Annotated in this window: 10 protein-coding genes; 1 reads left to right on the top strand and 9 read right to left on the bottom strand. The window is 47.6% G+C overall.

Annotated elements, in window-relative coordinates; all coding sequences use genetic code 11:
- Positions 1-183 precede the first annotated feature (183 nt).
- On the bottom strand, positions 184-837 hold the full coding sequence (locus tag MZO40_RS09165) for a nitroreductase family protein (protein ID WP_088770766.1): 654 nt from the start codon (positions 835-837) through the stop codon (positions 184-186).
- Positions 838-1362: 525 nt separating this feature from the next.
- Here MZO40_RS09165 and nagE point away from each other — a divergent pair.
- Positions 1363-3354: an N-acetylglucosamine-specific PTS transporter subunit IIBC gene (gene nagE, locus MZO40_RS09160; RefSeq protein WP_105961562.1), complete on the top strand. Its 1992-nt coding sequence runs from the start codon at positions 1363-1365 to the stop codon at positions 3352-3354.
- Positions 3355-3975: 621 nt separating this feature from the next.
- Here the strand turns inward: nagE and MZO40_RS09155 are convergent.
- The 8 genes from MZO40_RS09155 to MZO40_RS09120 form a co-directional block, all read right to left on the bottom strand.
- Positions 3976-4743, bottom strand: a complete 768-nt coding sequence (locus MZO40_RS09155) for an ABC transporter ATP-binding protein (protein ID WP_105961561.1) — start codon at positions 4741-4743, stop codon at positions 3976-3978.
- Positions 4640-5641, bottom strand: a complete 1002-nt coding sequence (locus MZO40_RS09150) for an ABC transporter permease (protein WP_105961560.1) — start codon at positions 5639-5641, stop codon at positions 4640-4642. The genes MZO40_RS09155 and MZO40_RS09150 overlap by 104 nt, the downstream gene beginning before the upstream one ends.
- A gap of 27 nt (positions 5642-5668) precedes the next feature.
- Positions 5669-6634: an ABC transporter substrate-binding protein gene (locus MZO40_RS09145; protein ID WP_105961638.1), complete on the bottom strand. Its 966-nt coding sequence runs from the start codon at positions 6632-6634 to the stop codon at positions 5669-5671.
- Positions 6635-7146: 512 nt separating this feature from the next.
- Complete coding sequence (locus MZO40_RS09140) at positions 7147-8658, bottom strand: WxL domain-containing protein (RefSeq protein WP_105961559.1); 1512 nt, start codon at positions 8656-8658, stop codon at positions 7147-7149.
- Positions 8633-9028: a cell surface protein gene (locus MZO40_RS09135; RefSeq protein WP_133305829.1), complete on the bottom strand. Its 396-nt coding sequence runs from the start codon at positions 9026-9028 to the stop codon at positions 8633-8635. Before MZO40_RS09135 ends, MZO40_RS09140 begins: the two co-directional genes overlap by 26 nt.
- A gap of 64 nt (positions 9029-9092) precedes the next feature.
- Complete coding sequence (locus MZO40_RS09130) at positions 9093-10136, bottom strand: DUF916 and DUF3324 domain-containing protein (protein WP_252133236.1); 1044 nt, start codon at positions 10134-10136, stop codon at positions 9093-9095.
- Between the two features lie 79 nt (positions 10137-10215).
- Positions 10216-10983, bottom strand: a complete 768-nt coding sequence (locus MZO40_RS09125; RefSeq protein WP_105961556.1) for a WxL domain-containing protein — start codon at positions 10981-10983, stop codon at positions 10216-10218.
- A 1131-nt stretch (positions 10984-12114) separates the two neighbouring features.
- Entirely contained in the window at positions 12115-12753 is a 639-nt protein-coding gene (locus tag MZO40_RS09120) for a CBS and ACT domain-containing protein (protein WP_088770760.1), read from the bottom strand.
- Between the last annotated feature and the right edge of the window lies 1 nt (position 12754).

Raw genomic sequence — 12754 nt, 5'->3', positions numbered from 1 at the left:
AGATTAATACAACAAAAACTAACTAATTTTCTAACATTTAGTGTAAAAAACAGCTTGGGCCCTGTCATAACAAGGTTCAAGCTGTTTAAAAAAATCATAGAAATTAGTCATCACGTCTAATATTTGATTGCAAACACCCACGATAACTAAATTTAAAATTCACGTTTTAACAGAATTAGTCTCTTAACAGAATTCCGTCACTTGACTGCCATCATACCGGGTCGTCGTAATCGGTTGACTGGCCGCTTTACCAATGGCAATCGCCATGACTGGCACGTACCGTTTAGGATCAAGGCCAAACGTCGTCGCAACTTTATCTGCGGCATAGCCGGCAATCGGGTTGGTGTCATAACCGTGAGCCCGGGCAATCAGTAAGAGTTGCATCGCAGCCATACTGCTGTCAATCATCGCATCGGCTTGCAGAAATTCGGGCGTCGCGTTCTCATACATTGGTAGGAACGTCTTGAAGATTTCGTCCCGTTTTTCAGGGGTGATGCGCCCTTCTTCACAAGCCTTGTTCCAAACATCGCGATAAACCAAGTGTGACTGAGTATCGCCTAAAACGAAGATCATTGCGGAACAGGAATCAATTTGTGGATAGTTGAATTTCATCAGGACGGACTTAGCCTTCGCCTTACCTTCCGCCGTATCTGCAACTACAAAATGCCAGGATTGCAAGTTGCAAGCCGATGGGGCGCTGATGGTCTCATCGATAATCGTCTGTAATTCAGCCCGGTCAATCTTAACGGCTGGATCAAATTGGCGAACTGATTGCCGGTTAAACACAACGTCTTTAAAATCATTATTCTTAATATTAGTCGTCATTGTTGCAGTCATATTAAACACTCCTCGTTCGTTTAATCTCTGTATTTCCTAGATATTGAATCCGTTTACATTTCCATTATAACCGATTTTGTGTCTAACTTCACAATTATTTTAGCCGCCTGTCATCAACTGGTTGCTGGCTCGAAACGCACACCCGGATTTGGATAACTGCAACTCATGTCAGATTACAATCGTCAATTACGCCACGTCTACCTCTGTAATGAAAAACGTCATTAGTATCTATCCACAACTGCCACAATCCCGACGATGCCAATCGGATTAAAAAACTGCTGCACTCAGTTACGACCAATATTTATTTTCACACTAATTACCACCCGTCATTATTCATACCAGTATTATTAAATGCTCGCGATTCACTCCCCTAACCTACTTGGGTAATTAGACCAGTTATCCCGATTAAGTCAGCTAAAATAAACCAATGGACTATACCAATATAACGCGATTGAAAAAGCGCTTACAAGGCCGTACAATAATGATTGCACTTATTAATTAATCACTTTTAGGGGGATTTTGTACATGAAGAATTACTTACAACGCATGGGTCGTTCACTGCAATTGCCCGTCGCCGTCCTACCAGCCGCCGCGCTGCTGGTTGGGATTGGGAACTGGTGGGCAGCCGCCAGTAACGATATCGTCGCGCACTTCTTACAAGCTGGTGGTAACGCTGTTTTGGGGCAGTTACCACTACTGTTCGCCGTTGGATTAGCTTTAGGGATGTCCAAGGACAAGGATGGTGCCGCAGCCCTAGCCGGCCTCGTCGCCTTCGAATTGCCGACCAACGTTTTGAAGCCTGAGTCGGTAGCGACGCTGCTCAATATTAAAGTTGCGACCGTTAATCCTGCATTTAGCCAAATTGGAAACGTTCTCATCGGGATTATTTCCGGTCTGATCGCAGCTGCACTGTATAATCGTTTTCACGAAACTAAGTTGCCAATGGCGTTGTCCTTCTTTAGCGGCAAACGCTTAGTCCCAATTTTGGCTGCAGTGACGATGCTGCTCGCCAGCGTCGTCCTGCTGATCGTTTGGCCACCCGTTTATGATGTACTGGTTGCCTTTGGTAAACTTATTGTTGGCTTTGGTGCAGTTGGTGCCGGACTCTACGGCTTTTTCAACCGCCTATTGATCCCAACTGGGCTACATCAAGCCCTGAACTCCGTTTTCTGGTTTGACGTCGCTGGCATTAATGATATTGGGAAATTCATCGCTCACAAAGGAGTCAAAGGGATTACCGGGATGTATCAAGGTGGCTTCTTCCCCGTCATGATGTTTGGCCTTCCAGCCGGGGCATATGCAATTTACCGCAATGCACGTCCTGAACGCAAAGTTGAAACGGCCTCATTGATGATGGCCGGGGCCTTCGCTTCCTTCTTCACCGGGGTAACGGAACCTTTGGAATTCTCATTCATGTTCGTCGCCTGGCCGCTCTACGTGTTGCACGCCGTTTTCACTGGCTTATCGCTAGGATTTGCCGCCTTCATGCACTGGACCGCTGGATTCGCCTTCTCAGCCGGGTTCGTTGATTACGTGCTCAGTCTAAGCAACCCGATTGCCAATCATCCACTGATGCTGATCCCACAAGGCTTAGTTCTAGCCGTGATTTACTACTTCGGCTTTAATTTTGCCATCAAGAAATTCCATCTGATGACACCTGGTCGCGAACCGATCACTGCCGACGATGCCGATGATTTGGCATTAGCTTCGGTCGCTACGGATGCTGATGATGACAAGTACACCCGCCAAGCTAAACAAATTTACGCCGCGTTGGGCGGTGCCGACAACTTGACGGTCATCGACAATTGTACGACGCGTTTGCGGCTCCAACTCAAAGACACAGGCACCATCAACGAAGCCGCTATCAAACACAGTGGCGCTGCCGGCATCAATAAGTTGGATGAACACAACTTACAAATTATTATCGGAACTGAAGTCCAATTCGTCGCCGACGCGCTCACTAAGCTGAAAGCCGCCAATGCACCGATTTCGACCACGTTAACTTCAAATGAAGAAGGCCCCACAACTACTGAAATGCCGGGTATCACGAGTGGTGTGACGACTGATTTTTACAGCGTGGCGAACGGCCAATATGTCGACATTGAAGCGGTGGCGGACAAGACGTTTGCAGACAAGCTGCTCGGCGATGGATTCGCCATCAATCCAAGTGACGGGACGATTTGTGCGCCCATCGATGGTATCGTTAGCACCGTCTTCCCAACCAAACACGCGATTGGTTTCAAGACCGCATCCGGCCTCGAAATTCTGCTACACATGGGAATCGACACGGTCGAATTAAACGGCGGCCCCTTCGAGATTCTCGTTCAGGCCGACCAACCCGTTCAACATGGTGAAGTCGTGGCCAAGGTTGATTTAGCCGCAATTAACGCCGCTGGCAAGGACGCCACGATGATGGTCATCATCACCAACATGGCCACCGTCAACTTGATGAAGTTCAAAATGCTCAGCAGCCAAGTCAACGTCAGCGATGAAATCATGCTGGTCACTACCAAGTAAGGGACACGGTTTGGTGGCGTTTCATTCATCACATCGGATCGTTTGGTCAGATAGACTGCCGATTGTTCGTTAATAAAATAAACGTTATGCTGGCATCACTAGTCAAAAAGCCGGTTCCAAAAGGTGGTTGAAACCCACTCGTGGAACCGGCTTTTAATATGGAAACACTTGAGCTAATAATTTTCAGACAATTATTTTTAGTGCTTCAGTGTCAATCCGCTTCAAATCAGCGTTTTAGTGCACATTCAAGACTTAGTGTAACCAGCGAATTCATGAGGTTGATTGCCAGCAATGTACACCATGTGAATATTTACGCCTATAAATATAAATGTTACCATCAAACTAAGTTAACACTACTTGCACTGAACTTAGCAGTTGCCCTGCAATAACCGCGGTCATCGCCCCAAATGAACGCATACTGCATCAGTGCGATAAAATCGAGGAGGCCCACCATGTCCGTATACACCGGAGATTACATCTTCATCATATCCGTCGTCGCCTTTTTTCTCATCGTCGGTGGCATCATCTGGTTAGTCGCCCGCCGATTACATTAATCGGTGCGGTCCCGAACAATCACAAAGGCGCAGCGGTCTCGAAATCGACCTGCTGCGCCTTTTTTAGTTACCCTGCAAACATCGTCAACAATTCATCCGCCTGCAACGCTTGTTTGGCTGCCCCACGGACATCTAACTTGATCTGGCCGTCTTGGACCATCACCAAACGGTCGCCGTATGCAAGGGCATCACTCATCTTGTGGGTAATCATCATGGTCGTCAGCTGATTAGCCGTCACAATTGTTTGCGTCAACGCCATCACCTCGGCGCTCGTTTGTGGGTCAAGGGCGGCGGTGTGCTCGTCTAACAGTAACAATTCAGGGTGGCTGAGCGTGGCCATCAATAAGGATAAGGCCTGTCGCTGCCCACCCGACAAGTATTTCACCTGGGTATTCAAACGCTGTTCCAAGCCCATGTTGAGGCTGGCCAATAAGTCCAAATACTGCGCTTCTTGGTCACGACGCCAATACCGACGCAGACTCAAGCTTCCGGTATGCCGCGCCGCTAACGTTAAGTTCTGGGCAACGCTCAAGTCACCCGCTGTCCCTAATTTGGGATCCTGAAAGACGCGGGCGACCCACCGTGAGCGGTACGCAACGGGCCGATTGGTTACCCGGTGCCCGGCTAGTTCGATTTCCCCGGCATCGGTGCTGAGCGTACCGGCAATCGTGTTGAGTAGTGTCGACTTGCCAGCCCCATTATTGCCAATCACGGCCACGAATTCGCCGGGTTCAATCGTTAGATTCACGTCCTTTAAGACGTGCCGTTCGTTGCTGGTTCCCGGAAAGAAGACCTTTTGTAAGTGTTGTACGTTCAGAATGGCTGGTTGTGGCATATTGATCGACTCCAATCTCTTTGAGGTACCGGCGCAATTGTCGTTTGGTCCGGTATTTATTTTGTAATAGTGGCAAACAAATCACGATAACGAGAATCACTGCGGATAAAATCTTGAGGTCGTTGACCGGGAAGCCTAGGCCCATCGCTAACGTCAATAGATAACGATAAACGATGGCCCCAACGACCATCCCAGTCAAACGAACCCACATCTGGCGGCCGTGTAAGAAGATTTCACCAACGAGGACTGACGCTAAGCCAATCACAATCGTTCCGATGCCCATCCCAATATCCGCATAACCGTTGCTCTGAGCAATCAGCCCACCTGATAAGGCAATCAGCCCGTTGGATAGCATGTAGCCAATAATCACCATTCGATCAGTATAAATACCGTTGGCGGCACTCATTGCCGGGTTGTTCCCCGTCGCCATCAAGGACAAGCCCAACCGAGTCGCAAATAGCCAGATCAGTACGATCACGACCATTAGCGTGACGCTGGCACCCACAACGATTGTTTGCAAGTCCGGTGACCAGCTGGCTGGTAAACCCATCATCAACGTTTTTTGCGCGAGTAGCGGGATGTTCGCCTTACCCATAATGTGCATATTGATTGAATACAACCCGGTCATCGTTAAAATTCCGGCCAGTAATGACGGCATTTTCAACTTAGTATCGAGCATCCCAGTCACCCATCCGGCGGCACAGCCACTGATGAAGCCAAGTAGGCTGGCGGTCACCGCTGATTGACCGGCCAACATCGCACTAATCGTCACCGCCGCCCCGAGCGGGAAGCTACCTTCCGTCGTCAAATCTGGAATGTTCAGAATTCTGAAAGTTAAGAAGACCCCAATCACGAGTGGCGCCCATAATAATCCCTGACCAATACTTGTCGTTAACATCTTATTTCGACTCCTTTCGTGACGTGCCTAAGGTTGTTTGATACTACTTGGTTTGATTCCAATCGCGTTGGCATTTGACTTATTGACATACAGGTGTAACTTGTCTGCCGTTTGCACTGCCATCGTCTGTGGCTTCTGCTTTTTAACTAACACTTGGTAGGCCATCTTCCCAGTCTGTTCGCCTAATTCATAGTAGTTCAGCCCATAGGTCGCCGTGCCGCCATCTTCAGCCATTTCAATCGAACCAGTCACAACTGGTAATTTGGCAGCGGTCGCTTTCTGACCAATCGTCTTCATCGCACTCGCCATCAAGTTATCCGTCGGCAAGTACAGCCCAGAAATCTTACCTGTCAAACCGGCTAAGACACTCGCGACATCATTAGTACTGGTGGCGCTGACGACCTTTAAATCAATGTGATGCTTCTTGGCATACGCCTTGGCGATCTTGACTTGTAACACGGAATTTTCTTCCGATGAGTTATACATCATCCCTAACGGCTTATTGCCAGTCGCCATATTTTTCAGCAGTTGTAATTGCTTCCCGACCGGCATCAAATCGCTCGTCCCACTGACATTAGTTTGCGGTTTGGTATCACTCTTGACCAATCCCGCAGCTTTTAAATCCGTGACCGCTGTCACTAAGGTCGGTATGCTGGTCGTCTTTTTTGCCAGCGCCTGAGCTGCGGGCGTCGCAATTCCCACTAACAGATCATTTTTTTGTTGAACTAACTGCTGGCTCATCGTGTTCAAGTTGCTTTGGTCGCCCTGCGCATTCAAGTAGCGATACTTGACCTTGAGCTTACTATCATGCGCCTTCAATTCCTTTTGTAATCCGGCTTTGAAGCCTTTGCGTGCCTGGTCCAATGACCCGTGTTGCACCACTTGTAAAATCCCGATTGAAACAGTCTTCTTATTAGCCGTTGCTTGTTGTCCACAACCGGCAAGCAGTAAGCCGGCACCTAAAATAACACCCGTTAAAATTGTCTTTTTCATCTTGAAATTCCCCTTAATCGTTGTGTGATTTGCCCCAATACCATCAACGTCTTGATGAACCGGACTGAAAATAAAAAACACCAGCTAGATTCTCGGAAGAATCCACCTGGTGTTTTATCGGGCCCGATATTTTTCCAGATAGATTGTCCCTGCATCTATCTGGCGTTTAAGTCATGTTGAATAACTTTAGCTCTCGATAGATACAAACGCGTTGCGTGCGCTTGTATCCATCAAACGAATACAAACGCTATCTAAAGAAAAAGCTAAAGGCAAATTGAATATTTAGTTGAAGGTTAGTTGTTAATGACATGGTTGTCATCCTCCGTTTCAATTTATAGCTTATAGTAAACCATGGCGGTGACTTACTTGTCAAGTGTGAACTTAACTATTTATTCACTGTGGCTGAAACAGAACAATTCTTAAGTTCAAATGCGGCCAGTTAAGCCCCACTAGAGACAGTGCGAGGTAACCGTAAACTTGCTGTTGTGGGAACGTCTCTATTCTTGATTATCCTAGTTATCCGGCGTATCAGTCAGGGTCCACTTCAAAGTCCCTTGATAGGTGTCAGCGTAGATTCCAGGCTGTACAGAAAGGCCAATGCCCTTCGTACTGGACCAGTCGCTCGTCACCTTGGTGTCGGTAGTACCGGCGACTTTTTGGCCTTGCTGGACCAACATGGATTGATTTGTGAGTACCGTATCGGTGGAACCATCGCGATAAATCAGATCACCTTTTAGCGTCCGCCCCGTAACCGTCGTGGATGTCAACGGGGTCGCGCTCACGTATAAGTACCACTTAGACCCGGTCGAGCGGGTGTCTGCGACCGTCACGTTCATCGTACTAGTCGGTTGATAGACGGTCGGATTGACTGGCACCGTTAAGTTACCAAATCCGAGGCTACTACTCAATTCACTAAAGGATAAGGTCCCCGCTAGCTTAGTGACTTGCAGGGCCAATTCTTCTGAGGTCAAACCACTAGCACTCTTCGCATAAACGTGAACCGTGGTGCTCTCATTATCAGCTAGACCTTTGAACGTTGTGAGTAGATCCGACTCGCTAGCATAATAGGTCATTGTGTCACTGGCATTGCTAGGATTAGTCGCAACGACCCCGGCTTGTTTGACCAGCCAACTCACAACATCCGCATCACTCGTCAGGCCTTCCAAATCAGTGACCGACAAGTTGACACTAGTCGTTGTACTCTTAATTGTCAGCGGTGCGACCGTCACGTCCTTCTTGACTGATTCGGATTCACCGTAGTCTGCGTCACCAGTCTGCGTGACCGTGACGGAGCTAACGCCATTCAACGTATTATTGAGTTTGATTTCATACTTACCATCACTGCCGATCGTTGCCGTATAGGTCGTCCCATTGATGGTCGTGCTGACCGTATTACCAGCAATTCCACTCCCCATCAGCTTACTGTCCGTCGAGGTCGGTGTATCCAGCGTCGTTTTCAGACTAACCTTGTTAAAAATAGCTAAACGGTAGGTTGCCGTCACACCACTAGTTGTTGTGAGCCGGAAGCCGACATATACGGGCAAGTCATCTTTCAGTTTACTCATATTGACTGACAGCGTTTTGGTTGAATTCATCGTAACTGAACTCGTCCCATAAGCCATATTTGACGGCGTGGTCGTCACTAGAGATGTACCGGAATCAGCATCCGCAGACTTGTAGAAAACGTCATAATACAGCGATTTGATCTCAGCTGAATTAGCCGTTAACGTCCCACTAAAAGTCAATGCCATACTAGTCGTTTTTGTGGAGAGCCGCCCCTCATTTGCGTAGTTGGCCGTGACCTTAGTCAGCTTAGGATACGACCCAATCCCACCAGAAATGTTATAACCAACAACATTCCCAGTTTCATAAATTGTATAGTACGAGGTACTGCTCGTCGGCATCGTTGTCATCGCCGAAGTCAACCCGGTGGCTGCATGCCCAGTCAATCGTAATCCCCATAAGAGGCACAGGCCACTGACCAGCAATAAGCTTAGACTAATGATTTTTTGATAACGTCGCACGCGTGTCCCCTCCCCTTAGTGTCCGGCTGATTTGCCAGATTAATCCGAGCGCTACTAATGTGAGCACCCCGAACAATTGCTGATAGCGTCGCAGATTCTCACCAGTTTGTGGCAACTGACCGGTTGCCAAAGTACGCTGCAATTGACCAGCAAAATCAGCCTCATGTGTCAGTACTCGCCGTGTCTGATAAACCATATCGCCTTGTGGAATTTGGCCCGTCACTGTTGGCTTGGTTGATTTGGGCCCCGCATAAAAACTAATCTGAGTCTCAGTGGTTCCCAGTGGTTGCGCCGTTGCCAGCACAGCTGGTCCTAACCATAACCATACAAGTAGCCCCAATCCGATTCCCATCAATCGTCGTCTCCACATCGGTCAGTCCCCCCTTTTTCCTGAGTCTCCATGGTTACCGCTTATCAACTTGCTAATTTATAACTTATTTTTGCGTTTGCCGCCGTTTTTTGAGCCAGAACACTAGCCACAATACCAGTAACACAATGATCAGCATGCCGAGCGCCTCAAGGCCAATCAGCCACCAAATACTGATCCCGTTATCGTCGACCGTATCATCATTATACGTCTTGGCCGTCGCCGCACTGATTTTGAAATCGCGGTCGAAGGTCCACTTATGATCACTATTGGTTGCGACCATGTGCAAGTGGTAAGTCCCCGCCTGTAATTTCTGCTTATTCAACAACATTGGATAATTAAACGTCGTATTCGGGGCTAACATCACGCCCTTTTTAGTCGCTTTAACGACAGTCTTATCGCTATCCTTGGCCGTGACCACCGTCTTCATGGTGACCCGCGGAATCATGACCGCCGTTGTGTTGCGTAACGTCGCGACAATACTACGGTGGTAGTTGACCATCCCAGCCGAAACGTCACTCAATTTTAAAACTGGTGATGGCGCGGTCCCCAAACTGTACTTGATGCCAATCACATAGGAATAGACGCTACTAACGTTGGTCGCGCCTTTGACTTCACCGGTCACTTTTTGATCAACTCGTTTGAAATACCAGCCACCAAGTAACGCCCCATTGAAATCACTCGTCGGCATCGTGGTTTTAGCACTCACGACTTTGGAACCGTTAGCCGGTACCGTTACGGTAGTTGGGCCCTGAATCTTAGTCAATTGGTCCACTCGATATCGCAGTGACGCGTCATACTTTTTCGCCGGTGTCACGTATTCGATGGCTCCCGCCGAATTGGTATAGGCGGTATGAATGCCCATCTTCACGCGAATATCACGATTAGTCGTGTTATAGATACGCGTCCGTAACGGTTGCGTTTGTCCAGACTTCATTTTCAAATCAAAAAAGGTCGCTTGTTTATCGATTTGATTATCAGGTGTCTGAGCCGATACGCTGAAACCGATATTATTATTGGTGCTACTATTGGCTGCCTGTGCCGGAATGGCTGCTGCCAAGCCTCCGACGATAAATAAAATTGCAGCGATGCTTTGCATTAATTTTTTCATGATTTACGTCCCCCCACCGTCATTTTATGTAAAAGAGACGCCCACTGCTTGGCAATGGTCATCTCATGTGTTCGTTATTTTAATTATCTGCGGATGACGTTAATGTCCAGTTCAAAACACCTTTGTACGTGGTTGCGGAAGCCGTGTTCGCGACAACGTTCAACTTGATTGCCGTTGGGTCCAGCAAGTCAGAAGTAATCCCGGCACCGTTCTTATCTGCGGCGGTCAGGACAACTCCAGAAGTCGCACCCGTAAAGGTCGCACCAGCACTAGTTGACGCTTGGCTACCTAAGTCCAAGTCAACGGCTTGACCAGTTGCGCCGTTACCAGCGGTACTACCAGAACCAGCAGTGGCACCAGTCGAAGTAACCGTTCCAGCAGGCAAGCTAAGTGTAGCGCCCTTCAAGCTGCTCAAGTTACCATCCGTCCCATCAGCGGCCGCAACACTCAGCGTCCAGCCGGCGTTGGTCCCACGTTGGTCAGAGACTTGTAACCCAACCTTATTAGTCGTCCCCATCATCACAGTGCTAGAAGCATCAGCCGCGTAGCTTTGATTATTGATGACGTCAATTTGGTTAGAACCGAAACCTAACTTACTTGGTGCATAAATCAATGATAAGCCCGCACCAGCATTGGCACCGTTGTCCCCGTCACCAGGATTTAATGGCTTCGTTGGATCAGTTGGATCTACCGGATCAACTGGATTGGTGGTGTTGGCTGTAAACGTTGCCGTTGTATCAGTCGTCCCACTACGGTTCTCCCCATCTGCGGCGTTTGCAACAATCGGTGCCAACGCACCTAATAACATCGTACTCGTCATTAGTAGACTGCCTACTACTTTTTTCATAATGTGACATCCCCTTTGTTTGACCTAATTCATTAACTGCATTAATAATTTACCACATCCGCAAACAATTACAACCCCTTAATCTTTGCATCACTTCTCGATTAAGCGTTAAAAGTCAATAGGGTCAACATTTATAGGACGTTTCATAATAATTATTAAATTTTTGTTAAGTGTACAATTTAATGTCACAAAATTTAACCGCTGTCATTATGTCAACAGATAGGCTTCAGCTAATCACCATTTTATTTATATATCGATAACTAATTACGCTTAAATAGTCATTTTATTGTTCGACCAGTAACTTATGTTCATCTGATTGATAATGGCGTATAAGTCCTGGCACGGAACTGTTTTCGTTTATTCCTCACAACTATTAGGTCCGTGGAAACTGTCACGATTAAATATAAAAAAGTTTATACCTCGTATCGCTTGGTTAACGATAACGGGATTTATGAACAGCGCTTAAAAACGCCCCAAGCAGATTGGCTTGGGGCGTCTTAATTAAGGTCTTTACTTGTCTAGTAGTACTCACGATTTGCCGACATGAATCATGATTAAATCATGCCAATTGTTAGGCTTACTGTCCGTCAGCCGATGCGCGCCTTAGTCCGACTTCCGGGGCCGGCTGACAATTGCTGGAACGTAAGCCGACTCCTCCAGTCGGGAAGCCACTCGAATGGCGAATAAACGGCCACCTATCTGGGTGCAATTGGTCACTGAATATTAGTGACCGGTCCTTCATTCAAGCGTTGAATTCGCATCTATGATGATTTATAGCATTTAAATACTGGTGAAATGATTTGAGACTTTGCTAGCTCAAACGATCAGAGAAAATTCTGACAAGTTCTGCGAAGCCAAGTGTCCGAAGCATTAAAGCACGGGTAAGAAAGTTAGGCTATTGTTAGAGCCAGTCTCACAGTTGACTATCAAAATGACCGTGTGCTAAGAACCGACGACTAATCCAACAAAGGTTGGGTCCGCAAATGTCCGCCATTCGAATGCCTGGAAGCTGGCGTAGGACGTTGCTACAATAGCAGGTTTACGCTAACTCGCACTGTTTCCAGCGGGTCTCAGCTGGCCGCTTTTGAACTTAAAAATTGGCATGATTTAGTCACGATTCATGACAAATCGTTAGTGCTGACTAACTGGCTGCACATCGAAGCCCGCAGCAATCAAGGCCTGATTCACCGGTTCCGCAAGCTCGCTGTTAACGTGAAGCTCAATGATTTTAGTGGCTTGGTGGTTGACGACCATCAACGTTTGAATACTGAGGTCATTGGCTGCCAGCACCTTGCTGATTGCGAAGATGACACCGACTTGGTCGTGATGGATGACGACCCGCGTCACGATACCGGGTTCACCGTAGCCGGTAATGTTCAAAAACGCATCGAGAATATCGTTGTTAGTAATAATACCAACCACTTGGTGATCATTCATGACCGGTAAGACACCAATTTTGTGCCGGCGCATGGTCGCAATGGCGGCCTCTAACTGGGCATCCGCCGCAACGGTCTGGACCTCAGTCGTCATGATTTGATCGACGGTCGTTTTATTTAATAAGTAGTTTAATTCGTAGACCGACAAGCTCGTCGCTTGCGAAGGTAACGCACGTTGGATGATACCGTGCGTAATTAACCCGACCATTTGATTGCCATCCATGACCGGTAACCGGTGAATTGAATTTTTCTTCATTAAATCTACCGCTACACTGATGGTCGTTTTCGGATTGACAACGACTAAGTGGGCGGTCATATAATCTGCAACACTCATA

This window comes from Lactiplantibacillus sp. B652 (assembly GCF_023806745.1).
Classification (GTDB): domain Bacteria; phylum Bacillota; class Bacilli; order Lactobacillales; family Lactobacillaceae; genus Lactiplantibacillus; species Lactiplantibacillus pentosus.
Note: the sequence above shows the minus strand (reverse complement) of the source record. Positions and strands in the feature narration are given on the sequence as shown.